General features: G+C 73.0%; 17 protein-coding genes. 11 read left to right on the top strand and 6 right to left on the bottom strand.

The annotated features are described in order from the left end of the window. Positions 1–50: 50 nt before the first annotated feature. The 5 genes from ACTIE5_RS20895 to tsaD form a co-directional block, all read right to left on the bottom strand. A complete protein-coding gene (locus tag ACTIE5_RS20895) occupies positions 51–1,334 on the bottom strand; it encodes a bifunctional enoyl-CoA hydratase/phosphate acetyltransferase (RefSeq protein WP_439551655.1) in 1,284 nt (427 codons plus the stop codon). Further along, positions 1,335–2,321, bottom strand: a complete 987-nt coding sequence (locus ACTIE5_RS20890) for an NAD(P)H-dependent glycerol-3-phosphate dehydrogenase (protein ID WP_439551654.1) — start codon at positions 2,319–2,321, stop codon at positions 1,335–1,337. Between the two features lie 8 nt (positions 2,322–2,329). Then, positions 2,330–3,157 (bottom strand): 23S rRNA (adenine(2030)-N(6))-methyltransferase RlmJ, encoded by an 828-nt coding sequence (locus tag ACTIE5_RS20885; protein WP_439551653.1) that lies wholly within the window; start codon positions 3,155–3,157, stop codon positions 2,330–2,332. An 87-nt stretch (positions 3,158–3,244) separates the two neighbouring features. Then, a complete protein-coding gene (locus ACTIE5_RS20880) occupies positions 3,245–3,454 on the bottom strand; it encodes a hypothetical protein (RefSeq protein ID WP_439551652.1) in 210 nt (69 codons plus the stop codon). A 62-nt stretch (positions 3,455–3,516) separates the two neighbouring features. Next, positions 3,517–4,581 carry a tRNA (adenosine(37)-N6)-threonylcarbamoyltransferase complex transferase subunit TsaD gene (tsaD, locus tag ACTIE5_RS20875; RefSeq protein WP_439551656.1) on the bottom strand — a complete coding sequence of 355 codons (1,065 nt, stop codon included), beginning with the start codon at positions 4,579–4,581 and terminating at the stop codon, positions 3,517–3,519. A 121-nt stretch (positions 4,582–4,702) separates the two neighbouring features. Between tsaD and hemC the strand changes: the two genes are divergently transcribed. From hemC to ACTIE5_RS20840, 7 genes are all read left to right on the top strand, one after another. Then, positions 4,703–5,656: a hydroxymethylbilane synthase gene (hemC, locus tag ACTIE5_RS20870; RefSeq protein ID WP_439551651.1), complete on the top strand. Its 954-nt coding sequence runs from the start codon at positions 4,703–4,705 to the stop codon at positions 5,654–5,656. A 5-nt stretch (positions 5,657–5,661) separates the two neighbouring features. Continuing rightward, entirely contained in the window at positions 5,662–6,393 is a 732-nt protein-coding gene (locus tag ACTIE5_RS20865) for a uroporphyrinogen-III synthase (protein ID WP_439551650.1), read from the top strand. Continuing rightward, on the top strand, positions 6,390–7,751 hold the full coding sequence (locus tag ACTIE5_RS20860) for a hypothetical protein (RefSeq protein WP_439551649.1): 1,362 nt from the start codon (positions 6,390–6,392) through the stop codon (positions 7,749–7,751). Before ACTIE5_RS20865 ends, ACTIE5_RS20860 begins: the two co-directional genes overlap by 4 nt. Positions 7,752–7,761: 10 nt before the next feature. Then, the gene (locus ACTIE5_RS20855; protein WP_439551648.1) at positions 7,762–9,024 is read left to right on the top strand and encodes a heme biosynthesis HemY N-terminal domain-containing protein; all 1,263 of its coding nucleotides are present in this window, start codon (positions 7,762–7,764) and stop codon (positions 9,022–9,024) included. A gap of 158 nt (positions 9,025–9,182) precedes the next feature. Then, positions 9,183–10,148 (top strand): agmatinase, encoded by a 966-nt coding sequence (speB, locus tag ACTIE5_RS20850; RefSeq protein ID WP_439551647.1) that lies wholly within the window; start codon positions 9,183–9,185, stop codon positions 10,146–10,148. Positions 10,149–10,197: 49 nt separating this feature from the next. Continuing rightward, positions 10,198–11,133 (top strand): Bug family tripartite tricarboxylate transporter substrate binding protein, encoded by a 936-nt coding sequence (locus tag ACTIE5_RS20845; protein ID WP_439551646.1) that lies wholly within the window; start codon positions 10,198–10,200, stop codon positions 11,131–11,133. Positions 11,134–11,227: 94 nt separating this feature from the next. Continuing rightward, a complete protein-coding gene (locus tag ACTIE5_RS20840) occupies positions 11,228–13,216 on the top strand; it encodes a methyl-accepting chemotaxis protein (RefSeq protein ID WP_439551645.1) in 1,989 nt (662 codons plus the stop codon). A gap of 40 nt (positions 13,217–13,256) precedes the next feature. Here ACTIE5_RS20840 and ACTIE5_RS20835 read toward each other — a convergent pair whose 3' ends face one another. Beyond that, entirely contained in the window at positions 13,257–14,012 is a 756-nt protein-coding gene (locus tag ACTIE5_RS20835; protein WP_439551644.1) for an HpcH/HpaI aldolase family protein, read from the bottom strand. A gap of 168 nt (positions 14,013–14,180) precedes the next feature. Here ACTIE5_RS20835 and ACTIE5_RS20830 point away from each other — a divergent pair, with 168 nt between their 5' ends. From ACTIE5_RS20830 to ACTIE5_RS20815, 4 genes are all read left to right on the top strand, one after another. After that, on the top strand, positions 14,181–15,575 hold the full coding sequence (locus ACTIE5_RS20830; protein ID WP_439551643.1) for an FAD-binding oxidoreductase: 1,395 nt from the start codon (positions 14,181–14,183) through the stop codon (positions 15,573–15,575). Positions 15,576–15,645: 70 nt separating this feature from the next. Further along, positions 15,646–16,851 (top strand): MFS transporter, encoded by a 1,206-nt coding sequence (locus ACTIE5_RS20825; RefSeq protein WP_439551642.1) that lies wholly within the window; start codon positions 15,646–15,648, stop codon positions 16,849–16,851. Between the two features lie 71 nt (positions 16,852–16,922). After that, on the top strand, positions 16,923–17,090 hold the full coding sequence (locus ACTIE5_RS20820) for a hypothetical protein (protein WP_439551641.1): 168 nt from the start codon (positions 16,923–16,925) through the stop codon (positions 17,088–17,090). A 54-nt stretch (positions 17,091–17,144) separates the two neighbouring features. Continuing rightward, on the top strand, positions 17,145–17,981 hold the full coding sequence (locus ACTIE5_RS20815; protein ID WP_439551640.1) for a universal stress protein: 837 nt from the start codon (positions 17,145–17,147) through the stop codon (positions 17,979–17,981). Positions 17,982–18,032: the final 51 nt, after the last annotated feature.

The following is an 18,032-nucleotide window of genomic DNA, read 5'->3' as shown; positions in this document are numbered from 1 at the left end:
GCTCTGCCTCCTGGCGGATGGGGTTTGGGGAAGGCAGCGCCTTCCCCAACTCACCCGGCAACCAGCCTCAGCAACGCCGCCGAGGCCAACCGGCTATTCGCATCATCGCTCCGGCTCGTCAGCGCCACCGGCACCCGCAGCCCCAGCACGATCCCCGCACTCGCCGCGCCGCCGAGCAGTGCCAGTTGCTTCGCCAGCATGTTCCCCGATTCGATATCCGGGCACATCAGCACATCCGCCCGCCCCGCCACCGCGCTGACAATCCCCTTCGCCTTCGCCGCAGCGACGGAGACCGCATTGTCGAGGGCCAGCGGCCCGTCCAGCAACGCGCCCGTGATCTGCCCGCGATCCGCCATCTTGCACAGCGCCGCGGCATGCAGCGTGGACACCAGCTTCGCCGTCACCGTCTCCACCGCCGATAGCAGCGCGACCCGCGGCAACTCCACCCCCATCGCCGTCGCCAGCCCGATCGCGTTGCGGATGATGTCCGCCTTGGCGTCCAGGTCAGGGTCGATGTTGATGGCGGCATCCGTGATGATCAGCGGCCGCGGATAGAGCGGCGCATCCATGACGAAGCAGTGGGAGACGCGGCGTTCCGTCCGCAGCCCGGCCTCCCGCGCCAGCGCCGCGCCCATCAATTCGTCGGTGTGCAGGCTGCCCTTCATCAGCGCGGCCGCCCGCCCCTCGCTCACCAGGCGCACCGCGACCTCCGCGCTCGCATGGCTGTGCGGCGTGGCGACGATCTCGAAACCCGAGAGGTCCATCCCCTCCGCCGCTGCGCGGATGCGCGCCTCCGGCCCCACCAGGATCGGCGTGATCAACCCGTGGCCCGCGGCCAGCAGCGCGCCTCGCAGGCTTTCGGCGTCGCAGGGATGCGCCACCGCGGTCGGCACCGGCGGCCGCCCCGCGCAACGCGCCAGCAGCGCCGCCAGCATCCGCCGAGGCTGCGTGCCGAAGGGGCCAGTGAGGTCGCCACGCCGTTCGAGCGGCTCCGACAGCTCCGCGAAGCCCGTCAGGATGGGCGATCCATCGGCATGGCGCACGGCGCAGCGCAGATGCACGATTCCGGGATTGCCCGGCGCCTCCACCTCCGCGCTGATCACCACCTCATCGCCCTCGGCCAAGGTGCCGCTGAAGGAGAAATCCTCCCGCAGCAGCCGGCAGCCGGGCCCGGGCAGGCGCGTCAGCAGGAGCCTGGTCATCAGCGTCGCGGCCGCCCGCACCGCCAGCGCGGGGTCGTCGGACCCGATCAGCGCCGCCACCGGCGCCAGTTCGGACGCCAGCACCCGGTGGGTGACGCTGTCGCGCGTGCCGGGGGGAAACAGCGTGCCCATCTATTCGTCCCTCCGGGGCCGGGCCAGCAGCCTTCCCATCGCCTCCGCCACCGTCAGCCTGCCCGCCAGCAGATCCGCCACCGCCGCGCCGATCGGCAATTCCACCCCCGCCGCCGCCGCGCGGGCGACGATCGCCGGCGCCGTCGCCACCCCCTCTGCCACGCCCACCCGCGTCGCCAGCGCCGCCTCCAGCCCCACGCCCCGGCCGAGTTCCATGCCGAGGGAGGTGTTCCGGCTGCCCGGCCCCGTCGTCGTCAGCAGCAGGTCGCCGAGGCCCGACAGCCCCGCCGCCGTCTCCGCCCGCCCGCCGAGTGCCACCGCCAGCCGCGACAATTCCGCGAGGCCCCGCGTGACCAGCGCCGCCCGCGCATTCTCGCCCAGCCCCGCGCCGATCACGGCGCCGGCGGCGATGGCGATCACGTTCTTGGCCGCGCCGCCGACCTGCACGCCCATCGGGTCATCCCCGCCATAGAGGCGGAATCCGGCCGTCCCCAGCCGCTCCGCCGCCAGCGCCCGCAGCCCCGCATCCCGGCTGGCGATCACGGCGGCGGCGGGCAGGCCCTTCGCGACCTCATGCGCGAAATTGGGTCCCGACAGCACGGCGGTGGTGGCGCCTGGGCGGGCCTGGTCCAGCACCTCCAGCGGCAGCAGCAGCGTCCCCCGCTCCACCCCCTTGGCGCAGACGACCAGGTTCGCGCCGGTATCCGGCAGGGTTTCCAGCGTGGCGCGGAGGTGCTGCGCCGGCACCACCAGCAGCCACAGATCGGCCCCCGCCAGCGCCTCAGCAGCGGCCGTCACCTGGATGGCGGGGTGCAGCGCCAGCCCCGGCAGGTAGCGCGCATTCTCCCGCCCCGCCTGGATCGCCGCCGCCCGCGCCGCATCCCGCGCCCAGAGCGTGACGTCATTCCCCGCCCGCGCCGCCTGCTGCGCCAGCGCCGTCCCCCAGGCGCCCGCGCCGAGCACCGCGATCCGGCCTGAGCCCTGCATGAAATCCCCTATTCCGGCGTCACGCGGGTCACGCCCGCGCCGGCCCCATCCTCGCCGCGGGAAAGCCGGGGCAGCAAGCGTGCCAGGATGACAGCGGCCTGCTCCTCGAAGCCGAAGGGCGCGTTGGCCACCAGCAGCCCGCAGCCATTCAGCCGGGTCGGATCAAGCGGCTCCCGGATGACGATCTCGGCCGCGATGCAATCCGGCACCGCGGCATCCTGCAGCGCGTGGTGGAAGGCGCGGACCGGCGCGCGGTGCTTCACCGGATACCATGCGGCGACGATGCCCGCGCGGAAGCGGTGCCGCAGCCGGGCGATGGCGGCGGCCAGGCGGTCGAACTCTCCTTCCTGCTCGAAGGGCGGGTCGATCAGCACCAGGCCGCGGCGCTCCGGGAAGGGGGTCAGCGCCTCGATCGCCTCCCACGCATCCCGCTTGTGCACCGCCACCTGGCCGTCACCGCGATAGCGGGCGCGCAGCGTCGCGTGGTCCTCCGGGTGCAACTCGCACAGCGCCAGGCTGTCCCCGGGCCGCAGCAACGCCCGCGTGATGGCGGGAGACCCGGGATATTCGGCCGGGTATCCCAGCGCCTCCACCAACTGGAGATAATCGGCCAGCGCCGGGTCATCCGCGCCGGAGACTCGCCCGATCCCGTCCCGCCATTCCCCCGTGCGCTGGGGCTCGGGCGCGGAGAGGTCGTAGCTGCCGATCCCCGCATGGGTATCCAGCACGCGGAACGGCTTCGGCTTGGCCAGCAGCCCGCGCAGCAGCGCCACCAGCAGCGCGTGCTTGGCGACGTCGCAGAAATTCCCGGCGTGGAAGGCGTGGCGGTAATTCACGCCGGGGGGCTAGCGCCGGGGCGAAAGGCGCGCAAGCCGCGCGGCTCCGCCCCAGGCCGTCCCGGCCGCGCCCCGGCCGATGCGCGATCAGCGCGCCGTCACGGCCCCGCCCACCGCGCCAAGCCCCCCGCCCACCAGCGCGCCCGTGCCCGCATTGCCGGACAGGGACCCCACCGCCGCGCCCGCCCCGGCGCCCAGCAGCCCGCCACTCACCGCCCGCCCACCGGGCGAGGATCCGCAGGCGGCGACCGACAGGGCCAGAGCCACGACCACCACGAAACGAGGTGCGAAACGCATCGGCGTATCCTCCATACCTGTGCGGTGGTGGAACGCACGGCGCGCGATAAGGCTCCCTGGGCTCACACGGCGGTGACGGAAAGCTCCGAAAGCGGCCAGCGCGGCCGCGGCGCCTGGTCCAGCCCGTCCACGAGCCCCGCCCGCAGCCGCTCGATTCCCGCCCAGGCGATCATCACGGCGTTGTCGGTGCAGAGCCGGATGGGCGGCGCCACCAGCGGCAGCCCGGCCTTCTCCGCCACCGCCGCCAGCGCGGCGCGGATGCCCTTGTTGGCCGCGACACCCCCCGCCACCACCAGCGCCGTCGCATCCGGCGCCATGGCCAGGGCATGCGCGGCGCGGTCCGCCAGCGTGGCGGCGACGGCGGCCTGGAACCCCGCCGCCACATCCGCCCTACCCTGCTCGTCCAACCCTTTCGCGACGATATTCGCCACCGCCGTCTTCAGTCCGCTGAAGGAGAAGTCGCAGCCCGGCCTTCCCATCAGCGGCCGCGGCAGCGTGAACCGCCTCGCGTCGCCCGACGCCGCAAGCCTCTCCAGATGCGGCCCGCCCGGCCAGGGCAGGCCCAGCAGCTTGGCCGATTTGTCGAAGGCCTCGCCCACCGCGTCATCCAGCGTGGTGCCGAGCCTGGTGTGCCTGCCCACCCCCTCGACCCTCACGCATTGGCAATGCCCGCCCGACAGCAGCATCAGCAGGTAGGGAAACTCCAGCCCGCCCTCATGCACACCCGCCTTGAAGACACCGGGAAGGCGCGGCGTCAGCGCATGCCCCTCCAGGTGATTGATGCCGAGGAACGGCACCCCCGCCGCCAGCGCCATGCCCTTGCCGAAGGTCGCGCCCACGATCAGCCCGCCGATCAGCCCCGGCCCGGCCGTCGCCGCCACCGCCGCCAGATCCCTGACCCCGACCCCGGCTTCCCCCATCACCCGCCGCACCAGCCCCGGCAGATGCGCCAGATGGGCGCGGGCCGCGATCTCCGGCACCACCCCGCCGAAGGGGGTGTGCTCCTCAAGCTGGGAGAGCACCGCCTCCGCCAGGATCGTCCCATCCGCCCGCAGCAGGGCCGCCGCCGTCTCGTCGCAGGAGGATTCGAGCCCCAGCACCACGTCGCTGTCCTGCAACCCCCGCATGGCATTTGGCGCCTTCACCACTTTCACCTTCCCGATACCGGGCCTATGTCCCGCGGCCATGTCGGTAGCGCATCCCCACGCCCTGTCCCAGCCTCACCCCCATGCCGGGGTCAAGCCGCATATGCGGTCCCTGCCGCTCCGCGTCGGCACGCGGGGATCGCCGCTGGCGTTGTGGCAGACGCGCCATTTCCTCGACCTCATCACCCGCTTCTGCCCGGTGCTGCGGGATGCCAAGGCGTTCGAGGAACACGCCATCACCACCTCCGGCGACCGGATCCAGGACAAGCGCCTGGCCGATATCGGCGGCAAGGGCCTCTTCGCCAAGGAAATCCATGAGGCCCTGTCCGACGGCCGGATCGACTTCGCCGTCCACAGCCTCAAGGATCTGGAGACGGAGATGCCCCCCGGCATCGTCCTCGCCTGCACCCTGAAGCGGGAGGATGCGCGCGATGCCCTGATCCTCGGCCCGTCCTGCAACGCCCCTGACCCCTCCGACCCCTTCGCCTGCCTGCCAGCCGGCGCCGTGATCGGCACCGCCTCCGTCCGCCGCCAGTCGCAGATCCTGCATGCCCGCCCCGACCTGCGCGTTGAAATGATCCGCGGCAACGTGCAGACCCGCCTCGCCAAGGTCCGCGAACCCGGCGGCCCCACCGCCTCCCTCCTCGCGCTGGCCGGTCTCCGCCGCCTCGGCCTGGAAGCAGAAGCGGGTGTCGTCATCGACCCCGATGCCATGGTCCCCGCCGCCGGCCAGGGCATTGTCGGCGTCACCGTCCGCGCCGACGACACCGAACTGCATGAACTCCTCTCGGGAATCGAGGATCGGGAGGCCAAGGCCGTCTCCTCCGCCGAACGCGCCCTCCTCGCCGCCCTCGATGGCTCCTGCCGCACCCCCATCGGCGGCCATGCCCGCCTGCTGCCGGATGGCCGCCTGCACCTGACGGGCCTGGTCGCGCGCGCCGATGGCTCCTTCCTGCTGAAGCGCAGCCTGCACGGCCCGGCCTCGGATGCCGTCCGCATCGGCCGAGAACTCGGCGACAGCCTCCGCCGCGACAGCCCGACCGACATCTTCGGGTGACAGCGGTGCGGCAGGTGCTGGTCACCCGCCCCGAACCGGGCGGCGAGGAAACCGCCGCCCGCCTCCGCGCCCTCGGCCTCGCGCCGGTCCTGGCCCCCGCTTTGGTCCTGGAACCCCGCGCCTTCGCCACGCCCCCGGCCCAGGCCATCCTGATCACCAGCCGCGCGGCTGCCCGGGCGCTGCGGCCCCTGCCCCTGCCGTTGCTCGCCGTCGGCGAAGCCTCCGCCGCCGCCGCGCGGGATGCCGGTTTCGCGGATGTGACCGCCGCCGCCGGCACCGCCGCGGACCTCGCCCGCCTCGTGGCCGAACGCCTGCGCCCGGAAGCCGGCCCCCTGCTGCTCGCGGTGGGCGAAACCTATGCTCTTGATCTCGCGGCCGATCTCCGCGCCCGCGGCTTCCGCGTCCATCGCCGCATCGCCTATGCCGCCACGCCAGCCCTGACACTGCCGGAACCCTGCCGCACGGCCCTTGCCTGCGGAACACTCGAGAAAATCCTGTTCCACTCGCCTCGCTCGGCGGCCTGTGCCATCACCCTGCTCCAAGCCGCCGGCCATGCGGCAACCCTGGCGGGGATGGAGGCGTTCGCGATCAGCCAGCGGGTGGCGGATGCCGCCGCGGCCGCGATCGCCCCCCTGACCTTCCGGGCGGTCCATGTCGCCGGCCGGCCGAGTGAAGACGCCTTGCTGGCGCTGCTTTCGGGCGGCGCCGCGGAACCAGCCGCGCCAGGAGCATCATGAGCGCCCCTCCCCCGCCCGCCTCCCTCCCGGAACGTCTGCGCCGCCTGCGGCTGGACCCGGCCGCCCTGCCCATCGCCGTGGCCGGCGTGGTGCTGGTCGGCGCCGTCGCCTGGCTCATCGCGCGCCCGCTCCCGGCCCCCACACCCCCCGGCAACCCCCTGGCGGCGGAGGTCGCGGAGCTTCGCGCCCAGTTGCAGCAGGTGGCCGGCCTCGACCGGCGCCTCGCCGCGCTGGAAGGCACCACCGCCCGCATCGCCGGGCTTGAGGCCCTGCCGCCGCGCATCGCCGCCCTGGAAGGCCTGGCGCAGCGCGTCACCGGCCTCGAAGGCCTGACCCAGCGCGTGACGGGCCTCGAAGCCCGCCCGCCCGTCGATCTCGCGCCGCTCCGCGACCAGGCCGCCGAAGCAGAACGCCGCGCCGCCGCGCTCGACGAGAAGCTTTCCGCCGTGGAGCGCATCGCCCGCGACACCGCCGCCCGCCCCGCCATCGATCCCACCCAGCTCGCCGCCCGTGGCGCGGTGGAGGCACTGAGCCAGCGCCTGGACCGCCTCTCCGACCGCACCGAAACCTCCATCCGCCAGGACGAGGCCCGCGCCGCCGCCGCCGCCACGCGGATCGAGGCGCTGGCGCGCGAAGCCGCCGCCCGCGACACCGCGCTGGAACAGGCCCAGGCCCAGGCCAGCCAGCGCATCGGCGCGACGGAGGCCGCGCTCGCCGGCCGCATCGCCGCGCTGGACCCGCGCCTCGCCGCGCTGGAACAGACCATCGCAACCCGCACCGCCACGCTGGAACAGGCGATCGCCGCCCGTGCCGCCGCCGCGGAAGCCCAGGCCGCCCGCCTCGTCGCCCTGGAAGGCGCCGCCCAGCGCCTGGCCGCCCTGGAAGGCCGCGCCGGCCGCATGGCGACCATCGACGCGCTCCGCGCCACCCTCGAAGCGGGCCGCCCCCTCGGCGGCGCGCTCGCCGGCCTGCGCGACGCGCCCGAAGCCCTGACCCGCTTCGCCACCGCCGCACCCCCGACCGAATCGGCCCTGCGCCTGGGCTTCGAGGACGCCGCCCGCGCCGGCCGCGCCGCCAGCGAACCCGCGCGTGAAGGTGCGGGGGTGCTGGACAGCGCCGTCAGCCGCCTCTCCGGCCTCGTCACCGTCCGCCGGGGGGAAGAAGTCCTCTGGGGCGATGCCGCCGCGGCCGAGATCGAGCGCGCCCGCCGCGCGCTGGATGCCGGGGACCTCGAAGGCGCCATCCAGCGCCTCGCCCGCCTCTCGCCGCCCGCGAAGGAGGCGATGCGCGGCTGGATCAGCCAGGCCGAGGCGCTGGTCGCGGCGCGCGCCGCGCTCCGCAGCCTGGCCGCCGGCTGAGGACGCCGCGATGCGCAGCGCCCTTCTCTACCTGATCCTGCTGGCCGGCGGCCTGGCCGGCATCCTCTGGCTTGCCCGTCTGGGTGGTGCGGTCGAGATCCGCGTGGCGGATGCGGAAATCCTGGTCAGCCTGCCGGTCGCCCTGCTGCTGCTGGCCGTCCTGTTCCTGGCCCTGCACCTGCTGCTGTCCCTCATCTCCTGGCTCCGCCGCCTGCCCGGCCGCCTCCGCGCCAACCGCGCGGCGAAGCACCGGGTGGATGGCGATGCCGCCCTGACCCGCGCCCTGATCGCACTCGCCGCCGGCACGCCCGACGTCGCGCGCATCGAGGTGAAGCGCGCCCGCAAGGGCCTGGGCGACACGCCCCAGACCCTGCTGCTGGCCGCCGAGGCCGAGCGCCTGGCGGGGCGGGAGGATGCGGCCGCCGAGGTCTTCCAGGCCCTCGCCGCCCGTCCCGATGCCCGCTTCCTGGGGCTCCGCGGCCTGCTCCGCCAGGCCATCCAGCGGGAGGATTGGCCGACCGCCCAGCGCCTGGCGCGGGAAGCGGAAGCCGCCCAGCCCGGCGCCGCCTGGCTGCGGCAGGAGCGGGAGACGCTGGCACTGCGCACCCGTGACTGGGGCGAAGCCCTTTCGCTGGCCGCCCCCGGCCCCACCCAGGCCGGCCTCGCTTTGGCGGCCGCGATGCAGGAAGCCGACCCTTCCCGCGCCATCGAACTGGAACGCCAGGCCTTCCAGGCCGATCCCGCCTTCGCCCCCGCGGCGCTGGCCTTCGCCGCGCGGCTGCGCGCCGCCGGCAGCCCGCGCCGCGCCCGGGCGACGCTGGAACAGGCCTGGGCCGCCCGTCCGCATCCCGACCTCGCCCGCGACTATCTGCTGGAGGAACAGGACCCACTGCACCGCGTGAAGGCGGTGGAGGTGCTGATCCACAACAACACCAAGCACCCGGAAAGCCACCTGCTGATGGGCCGCGCCGCGCTGGCCGCGGGCCTCACCGGCCGCGCGCGGACGGAGCTTGACGCCCTGGTCGCCTCCGGCCGCGCCGACCGGCGCGCCTACCTGGCGCTGTGCGACCTGGAGGAAGTTGAGAAGGGCGAGCTGCCGGAAGGCCGCGCCGCCCAGGCGCGCTGGCTGCGCGCGGCCGCGACGGCGGCGCCGGAGCCGCGCTGGCGGTGCTCCTCCTGCGGGACGGACCATGCGGATTGGGCGCCGGCCTGCCCGGCGTGCAACTCGGTGGGCACGATCGGGTGGACGAGCCCGCAGCAGCTGCCGGTCTAGGTGGCCTACCCCCACCCCAACCCTCCCCCGCAAGCGCGGGGGAGGGAGCAGGCCACGCCACTCGCGCCCCCTCCCCCGCGGTTGCGGGGGCTTGCGGCACTGCCGCAAGGCCGAAGGCTGGTCGGGGTGGGGGTCCGCACAGCCTTGAAGGATCGGGCATGACCGACTTCCCCCAACCCCTCGACGGCGCCATCACCCCCCGCTTCGCCGGCCCCGTCACCTTCATGCGTCTTCCCCAGGTCGAGGACGCCTCCCTCCTCGACATCGCCCTCCTTGGTGTCCCCTTCGACCTCGGCACCACCAACCGCACCGGCCCCCGCCACGGCCCGCGGGAAATCCGCAACGTCTCCTCCATCATCCGCCGCGCCCACCCCGTCACGCGCGTGGAGCCCTGCCGGCTGTGCCGCGTGGCCGATGCCGGCGACACGCCGACCAACCCCGCGGACCTGATGCAGTCCTTGCAGATGATCGAGGACCGCGTCGCCGAAATTCGCGCCACCGGCGCCTGGACCCTGGCACTCGGCGGGGACCACCTGATCTCGCTCCCCATCCTCCGCGGCCTGCATCGCGCGAAGCCCGGCCTCGGCCCGATCGGCATGGTGCATTTCGACGCCCATTCCGACACCAACGACACCTATTTCGGCGGCGCCCGCTTCACCCATGGCACGCCCTTCCGCCGCGCGATCGAGGAAGGGCTGCTCGACCCCACCCGCATCGTGCAGATCGGCATCCGCGGTTCGCTGTTCGACGCGACGGACATGCACTGGGCGCGCGACCAGGGCGTGCGGATCATCACGATCGAGGAATTCGACGATCTCGGCCCCGACGCCACCATGGCGGAGGCGCGGCGCGTGGTCGGCGACCAGCCCTGCTACCTGACCTTCGACGTGGATTGCCTGGACCCCGCCTTCGCGCCCGGCACCGGCACGCCGGAAATCGGCGGGCTGATGCCGCGGGAAGCGCAGCGCATGCTTCGCGGCCTGCGCGGCCTGCCCATCATCGGCGCCGATGTGGTGGAAGTCGCGCCGCCCTTCGACCTCAACAACGCCACCGCGCTGATCGCGGCGACGATGATGTTCGAGATCCTGTGCCTGATGGCGGAAGCCCGCGTCGCGGCGGGCTGACCGTGGCGCGGGGATTGCAGGGCAGGGGCACGCCACAAGGATGCCCCGCTTGCGATCCCTGCTCGCCTTCCTGCTGTTCTCCATGCTCGCGACGGGTGCCGCGCAGGCGCAGTCCCCCATCACCATCGTGGTGAATTTCGGCGCCGGCGGCAGCGCGGACCGCATGGCGCGCCTGATCGCGCCGGGGATGTCCGAAATCCTGGGCGCGCAGGTCGTGGTGAAGAACACCACTGGCGCGGCGGGCGCGATCGGCGCGCAGGAAGTGGCGCGCGCCAGGCCGGATGGCACGACGCTGCTGCTGACGACGACCGGCCCCATGGCCATCCAGCCGCATTTCCGGGCAGACCTGCCCTATCGCCTCGCGGATTTCGCACCGATCTGCCTGCTGGGCGACACGCCGGTGATGATGATGGCGGCCCCCGCCAGCGGGCTGCGCAGCGTGGCGGATCTCGTCGCGCGCGCGCGGGCCGGCAATGGCGGCCTCAACTACGGATCCGCGGGCCCGGGATCGATCCCGCATGTCGTCATGGTGGCACTGTCCCAGCAGGCCGGCGTGCCCATGACGCACATCCCCTTCCGCGGCAGCGCGGAAGCGATCATCGCCTTGCTGCGCGACGATGTGTCCGTCTATGCGGACCTGCCGGGCGGGCTGCGCGCCAACAACCTGGTGGGCCTCGGCGTCATGGCGGCAGCGCGCACGGCGGAATTCCAGGAGGTGCCGACGCTGCGCGAACAGGGCTTCGACCTGGTCTATTCCATCTGGGCCGGGCTCTACGCCCCCGCCGGCGCGCCGCCCGAATTCCTGGCCCGCGCGGAAGCCGCCTGCCAGCACGCGCTGCGCACCCCTGCCGCCATCGATGGCTTCGCCCGCATCGCGACGCCGATCACCTTCCGCGGCCGGCAGGATTTCGCAACCTTCCAGCAGGCCGAAGTCGAGAAGTTCCGCGCCGTGGTGCAGGCCGCCGGCATCCGGCCGGGCGATTGACGCACCGCGCCGCATCGTGACGAGGACGGTTCAAGAACAGTTAATGCCTGCCAGGGAAGCTGCGGACACCGCCCCCCTTCCCCTGGATTCCCCTATGCGCCTGCGCCTCGCAGCCCTGCTTCCCACACTTGTCGGCCTGGTGGCGCTGCTCGCGCTCGGCTCCACCGGCTTCGGCGCGCTGTCGCTGCGCCAGGCCTCCGACTCCCTCGCCCGCGTGTCGCATGAGGCGCTGGACCCGATGGTGCATCTGAAGGCGCTGTCGGATGCCTATGCCGTCAGCGTCGTCGATGCCTCCCACAAGGTACGCAACGGCGGCTTCACCTGGGAGGAAGGCGACAAGGCGCTGGCGGAGGCGACCGCCATCATCGACCGCGCCTGGCGCGCCGTCTCCACCATGGAACTCAGCCCGGCCGGCGCCGCGCCGATGGCCGATGCCCGCGCCCGCATCGCCGCCGCGCAGCGCCTGCTCGCCGATGTCACCATCATCATGCGGGACCGGGACGCGGCACGGCTCGATTCGCTGGTGCGCGAACGCCTCTATCCCGCGATCGACCCGCTGACCGAATCGATCGGCCTGCTGCTGGATGCGCAGATCGCCGAAAGCGGCACCCTCGTCACCGCCGCGCTGGCGGAGGCGCGGGAGGATGTGTGGGTCGCCGTCGGGCTGCTGGCCGCGATGCTGGCGCTGCTGGTCGGCGTCGCCGCCATCATCGTCGTCCGCGTCACGCGCCCCATCACCCAGGTCACGAACGCCACCCGCATCCTGGCCGCCGGCAGCCTGGACGGCACCATCCCGCATGGCGCCCGCGGCGATGAGGTCGGCGAACTCGCCCGTGCCGTCATCGTCTTCCAGGGCGGGCTGCGGGAAGCCGAGGCCGCCCGCGCCGCGCAGGAGGCAGCCCGCACCCGGGCCGAGGCGGAGCGCGCCGCGGCACTGCAGCAGATGGCGGAGAAGGTGGAGGCCGAGACCGGCCAGGCCGTGGACGTCGTCGCCGCGCAGATGAACGCCATCGCCCGCGATACCCAGGCCATGGCGGATAGCGCCGGAATCGTCTCCGCCGAAAGCGGCGCCGTCCGCCAGGCGGCCGGGGAGGCGCAGGCGAATGTCCAGACCGTCGCCGCCGCGACCGAGGAACTCGGCGCCTCCATCCGGGAGATCGTCGTCCAGGTCACGAACACCGCCAACGCCACCCGCAAGGCCGCCACCCGCGGCCAGGAAGGCCGCGCGAGCATCGAGGCCCTGTCGCGGGAGGTGGAGCGCATCGGCGGCGTCGCGCGCCTCATCGCCGACATCGCCGGCCAGACCAACCTCCTCGCCCTCAATGCCACGATCGAGGCCGCGCGCGCCGGTGATGCCGGCAAGGGCTTCGCCGTGGTGGCCAATGAGGTGAAGACGCTCGCCGCCCAGACCGCCAAGGCGACGGAGGAGATCGCCCGCCAGGTGGAGGAAGTGACCCGCGCCACCGAGAGCACCGTCAATGTGGTGACGGAGATGGCCGATGCGGTGGCGGAGGTGAACGGCGCCGCCACCGCCATCGCCGCCGCGATGGAGGAACAGGGCGCCGCGACGCAGGAAATCGCCCGCGCCATCAGCCTGGCCTCCCAGGCCGCGGGCAGCGTGAATGACGGCATCGCCCGCGTCGCCGGCCAGGTGGCGGATACCGGCATGCGCGCGGTGCAACTGCGCGAAGGCGCCGCCGCCGCCAGCGATGCGGTCGGCGCGCTGCGCGGCAAGCTGGTGAAGGTGGTGCGCCAATCCGCGCCGGAGGTCGATCGCCGCGCCGCGCCCCGCTACCCCGCCGATCTGCCCGCGCAGCTGCGCCTGCCGAATGGCGCCATCCGCACCGTGACGCTGATCGACCTGTCGGCGACGGGCTGCGCGCTCGATGCCGGTGCGACCCTGCCGCCCGTCGGCTCCGCCGTGTCGCTGCAACTGGCGCAGCCCGGGATGGCCTTCAACGGAAATGCCGTGGTGGTCGGCGCCGAGGACCGGCTGCGGCTCAGCTTCGTGTCGCTCGATGACCGGCAGCGCCAGGCGCTGGCGCAGATCCTCGCCTTCGTCGCCGTCAGGCAGGCGGCGTGAGGCTGAAGGCGGCGGGCCACGTGCCCGCCGCCACCCGGCATCAACCCTTCGCGACGGCCACCTGGGCCTTCGCCGCCGTCAGCATCAGGCCGCTGTCGTTCATGATGGTCGCCAGGTTGAACCCGCGCTCGAACATCTCCTTCGAGTACTGGCCCGTCATGGTGTGGATGCCGACCTTCACGCCCGCGGCCTGCGCGGTGGTGCGGATCTTGTCCAGCACCGCCAGGAACTCCGGCTCACGCCGATCCTGCAGCGGCGCCATGCCGAGCGAGAGGCTGAGGTCGGACGGGCCGATATAGATGCCGTCCACGCCCGGCACCCGCACGATGGCTTCGAGGTTGTCGAGCGCCGTCTTGGTCTCGATCATCGGGATGACGAGGATGTCGTCATTCGCCGCGTCGGTGTCGGCCGCGGCGCCATAGATGCCGGACCGGATCGGGCCGAAGCTGCGGCTGCCCTTCGGGGGATAGCGGCAGAAGGACACCAGGTCCCGCGCCTCCTTCTCCGTGTTCACCATCGGGCAGATCACGCCCTTGGCCCCGCCATCCAGGCACTTGCCGATGATCCCCGGCTCGTTCCACGGCACGCGCACCATCGGCGTCACGCCATGCGGCTGCATGCCCTGGAAGCAGGCGACCATGGACATGTAGTCCTGCACGCCGTGCTGGATATCGACCGTCAGGCTGTCCCAGCCCGCCTGGGCCATCACCTCGGCCGTGAAGCCGCTCGGGATGGCGAGCCACCCGTTGACCACCGGCTTCCCCGCCGCCCAGGCCGCCTTGACGCCATTTGCCATTGGATTTCCGTCCCCCCTTTGGGTTGTATGATGACAGGACAAGTGGGGACGCTAGGCCCGTGGACGGGGAAGCGTCAACGCAGCCTCCACGCCTTTGCCGAGCCGCCTTGCGCATGGCAGGGTGGCCCCCTGGGCGGGCCGGGTTGGCCCGTCCCCCCGGAGCTTCCGATGAACACCATCTCCCCCCGCCCCGTGGACGCCGTCATCGCCGCCGCCAGCGCCTTCCTCGGCGACCGCATGACCACCAATGGCGCCATCCGCGAACAGCACAGCCATGGGGAGGACAGTTCCACGCCGACGCTGCCGGACGCCGTCGCCTTCGTCGAAACCACGGAGGAAGTCAGCCGCCTCCTTGCCCTCTGCCACCAGCACGGCGTGCCCGTCGTCCCCTTCGGCGCCGGCACCAGCCTGGAGGGGCATGTGAACCCCGTCCGCGCCGGCATCTCCCTCGACCTCTCCCGCATGATTGCGGTGCTGGAGGTGAACGACCAGGACATGGACTGCCTGATCGAGCCCGGCGTGACGCGCCAGCAGCTCAATGAATTCCTGCGCGACAAGGGCCTGTTCTTCCCCGTCGATCCCGGCAGCCACTGCACCATCGGCGGCATGGTCGCCACCCGCGCCTCCGGCACCAATGCCGTGCGCTACGGCACGATGCGGGAGAACGTGCTGGGCCTGGAAATCGTCCTCGCCGATGGCCGCGTGATCCAGACCGGCGGCCGCACCCGCAAGGCCGCCAACGGCTACGACCTGACCAGGCTTTTCATCGGCAGCGAGGGCACGCTCGGCGTCGTCACCAAGGTGCGGCTGCGCCTGCACGGAATCCCGGAGGCGATGAGCAGCGCCGTCGTGCAATTCCCGACGCTGGCCGGCGCCGTGGAGAGCACGATCCAGGTCATGCAGATGGGCATCCCCGTCGCCCGCATCGAATTGCTCGACGACGACATGATGGCCGCCTCCATCGCCTTCTCGAAGCTGGACGGCTTCCAGCCCCTGACCACGCTGTTCCTCGAATTCCACGGCACGGAAGCGGGCGTGAAGGAACAAGCGGAACTGGTGGAGGCGATCACCACCGACCATGGCGGCAGCGGCTTCCGGTGGGAGACCGATCCCGCGGCGCGCGCGAAGCTGTGGAAGGCCCGCCACGACAGCTACTGGGCCGGCGTCGCCTGGATTCCCGGCCGCCGCGCGCTGACCACCGATGTCTGCGTCCCCATCTCCCGCCTCACCGAAGCGCTCGTCGGCGCGAAGGAGGAAGCGAAGGCGCTCGGCCATACAACCTGCATCGTCGGCCATGTCGGCGACGGCAATTTTCACCAGATGGTCCTCTACGATCCCAATGACCCGAAGGGCCTCGAAGGCGCCTGGGACATGGACCGGCGGATCGTCGCGCGCGGCATGGCCCTCGGCGGCACCTGCTCCGGCGAACACGGCATCGGCCTCGGCAAGCGGGAGTTCCTCGAAGCCGAGCATGGGATCGAGGCGATGGCCGTCATGCGCAGCCTGAAGGCGACGCTCGACCCCAAGGGCATCATGAATCCCGGGAAGATGTTCAGGAACTGAACGACCACCTCCCGCGCCCCGGCCACCACCCGGCCGGTGCGCGGCACGAATGACAAGACCGGGAAACGCCATGCCCGCCACGCCCGTCGCGCTGGCCATCCTGCTGCTCTGCACCGGGCACATCTTCTCCAACGCCGCCCGCACTCTGCCGGCCGTCGCGGTGGATGTGCTGACGCGCGACCTCGGCATCACCGCCACCGAACTCGCCCAGATCACCGGCATCTTCCCCGCCGCCTTCGCCGCCGTGATGATCCCGGTCGGCATCGCGCTCGATCGCTACGGCGTGAAGCGCACCAACCTGTTCCTGCTGACCGTCGCGGGCTGCGGCGCCGTCATGGCCGCACTCGCCACCGGCCCCTGGTCGATGGCCCTGGCGCAGGCCGTGCTCGGCGCCGGCTGCTCGGGCATGTTGATGTGCCCCATCACCTTCGCCGCCCGCGCGCTGACGGCCCCCCGCTTCGCGGTGTGGTCCGGCATCATCCAGGCCGTGGGCAATACCGGCATGCTGCTCTCCGCCAGCCCCCTCGCCCTGCTGATCGAGGCCGTGGACTGGCGCGCCGGCTTCTGGGCCTGTGCGGGGATCGCCATCCTCGCCATCGCCCTCGTCGCCCTGCTCGTCCCCTCCGACCGCCCCGCCCCCACGCCCCGCCGCGGCCTGGCGCATGATCTGCGGGAGGTCGGGCGCGTCGCCCTCACCCCAGGGCTGCGCGGCGTCATGGTCTTCACCTTCGCCAGCTTCGCCGCGGTGCTCGGCGTGCGCGGCCTCTGGGGCGGGCCCTGGCTGATGGAGGTGAAGGGCCTGGACCGCATCGACGCCGGCAATGTCCTGCTGGCCTGCACGGTCGCCCTCACCATCGGCCCGGCGCTGGCGGGCCTGGTGCTCAAGCGCATCGGCCATGCGCCGGCGTTGATGACCATCAGCCACCTGACCTGCGCCGGCCTCATCGCCCTGATCGTGGCCGGCGGCCCCATCGCGGGCTTCCTCGGCCTGCCCGCCATGCCCATCGCCTGGGACCTGGTCCTGCTGGTGCTGTTCGGCGCCATCATCTCCTTCCAGGTCCTCGCCTTCTCCCTCGTCCGCGGCGCGGTGCCGCCGGAGCAGACGGGCCGCGCGCTGTCCTGCGCCAACCTCAGCTTCTTCTTCGGCGCGGCAGTGCTGCAGGGCCTCTCCGGCCTGGTCGCGGGCTGGGGCGGCAATGGCGCGGCACTGCTGACCTTCGCGGTGGCGCTGATCATCTGCTCGCTCGGCTTCTGGGTGCTGCGACCCAACCGCTGAACCCTGCCCCAGTGTCAACTGGCAGCGCGGCCCGTCGCGGCACTAGCCTGCTCCTTCCGCGGGAGGCTGCGATGGGCAGGTTCGGCAAATACGTGATCCTGGTGGCCGCCGTGCTGGCGTTGATCACCACCATCCACAAGGGCCTCGTCCTCGCCGCCCGCGGCGTCGCGGGCGATACCCTGGCCGCCCCCGCCCAATCCACCTGTGGCGCCTGCCATTCCCGCGGCGCGTCCCGCTGACGGCTTTGGCGCCGGCCCGCCTTCGGGCTAGGCTGCGCCGAAGGAGAATCCGCCATGCTGCGCAGCATCCTCGTCGCGCTTGATGACACGCCCGGCGCCCAATCCGCCCGCGACGCCGCCTTCGCGCTGGCCCGCCGCACCGGCGCCGCGCTGACCGCCGCCGTGGTGCTGGACAACCCGCACACCCGCAGCGACCACGAGTTCGTCCCCATCGGCGGCGCCGCCTTCAAGGCCCGCCGCGACGAAGCCCTGGCCGCCCGGGCGGAGGCCGATGCCGCCGCCGCCCTGACCGCCTGCGCCGCCGTCGCCGGCGACACGCCCTACACCGAACTCCGCCTTCCCGACGCCCCCGAACCCGCGCTGCTGCGCGCCGGCGCGACGCATGATCTGGTGGTGATCGGCCGGGACAGCACGCTCGGCCGCGAACAGGTGGAGGACAACGTCGCCCCCGTCATCGAGCACCTGCTGATGGACGGTGCCCGCCCCCTGCTGGTGGTGCCCCCTGGCGCGACACTCGGCACCGAAGGGCCGGTGCTGGTGGGCTATGATGCCTCCCTGCCCGCCATGGCCGCGCTCCAGTTGTTCGCGCTGCTCGGCCTGGCGGAGGGCTCGCTTGTCCGCGTCGCCTCCGCCGCCGCGGACCGGGACAGCGCCGTCGCGATGGCGGAGGAAGCCTGCGCCTTCCTGTGCCGGCACGGCATCGAGGCGAAGCCGCTGCCCCTGGTCGGTGGCCGGCCCGCGGATTTGCTGCTGGCGGAGGCCGAGGGGATCGGCGCGCGACTGATGGTGCTGGGGGCGTTCGAGGAAAGCGGGCTGCGGCGGCTGGTTTCCGGCAGCGCGACGCATGTGCTGCTGCGGGATGCGCGGTGCCCGGTGTTCATTCACCACTGAGTCGCAGGGGGGCGCCGCCCCCCTGCACCAGTGGGTTCAAGCAGGGGGGCG

This window comes from Falsiroseomonas sp., from assembly GCF_051859025.1.
In the GTDB taxonomy this organism is placed as follows: Bacteria; Pseudomonadota; Alphaproteobacteria; order Acetobacterales; family Acetobacteraceae; genus Falsiroseomonas.
Note: the sequence above shows the minus strand (reverse complement) of the source record. Positions and strands in the feature narration are given on the sequence as shown.

Coding starts and splice junctions, on each gene's coding strand:
- ACTIE5_RS20895 (WP_439551655.1), bottom strand. CDS start 1,334: ATGGGCACGCTGTTTCCCCCCGGCACGCGCGACAGCGTCACCCACCGG.
- ACTIE5_RS20890 (WP_439551654.1), bottom strand. CDS start 2,321: ATGCAGGGCTCAGGCCGGATCGCGGTGCTCGGCGCGGGCGCCTGGGGG.
- ACTIE5_RS20880 (WP_439551652.1), bottom strand. CDS start 3,454: ATGCGTTTCGCACCTCGTTTCGTGGTGGTCGTGGCTCTGGCCCTGTCG.
- tsaD (WP_439551656.1), bottom strand. CDS start 4,581: ATGCGGGGGTTGCAGGACAGCGACGTGGTGCTGGGGCTCGAATCCTCC.
- hemC (WP_439551651.1), top strand. CDS start 4,703: ATGCGGTCCCTGCCGCTCCGCGTCGGCACGCGGGGATCGCCGCTGGCG.
- ACTIE5_RS20860 (WP_439551649.1), top strand. CDS start 6,390: ATGAGCGCCCCTCCCCCGCCCGCCTCCCTCCCGGAACGTCTGCGCCGC.
- ACTIE5_RS20855 (WP_439551648.1), top strand. CDS start 7,762: ATGCGCAGCGCCCTTCTCTACCTGATCCTGCTGGCCGGCGGCCTGGCC.
- speB (WP_439551647.1), top strand. CDS start 9,183: ATGACCGACTTCCCCCAACCCCTCGACGGCGCCATCACCCCCCGCTTC.
- ACTIE5_RS20840 (WP_439551645.1), top strand. CDS start 11,228: ATGCGCCTGCGCCTCGCAGCCCTGCTTCCCACACTTGTCGGCCTGGTG.
- ACTIE5_RS20835 (WP_439551644.1), bottom strand. CDS start 14,012: ATGGCAAATGGCGTCAAGGCGGCCTGGGCGGCGGGGAAGCCGGTGGTC.
- ACTIE5_RS20830 (WP_439551643.1), top strand. CDS start 14,181: ATGAACACCATCTCCCCCCGCCCCGTGGACGCCGTCATCGCCGCCGCC.
- ACTIE5_RS20825 (WP_439551642.1), top strand. CDS start 15,646: ATGCCCGCCACGCCCGTCGCGCTGGCCATCCTGCTGCTCTGCACCGGG.
- ACTIE5_RS20820 (WP_439551641.1), top strand. CDS start 16,923: ATGGGCAGGTTCGGCAAATACGTGATCCTGGTGGCCGCCGTGCTGGCG.
- ACTIE5_RS20815 (WP_439551640.1), top strand. CDS start 17,145: ATGCTGCGCAGCATCCTCGTCGCGCTTGATGACACGCCCGGCGCCCAA.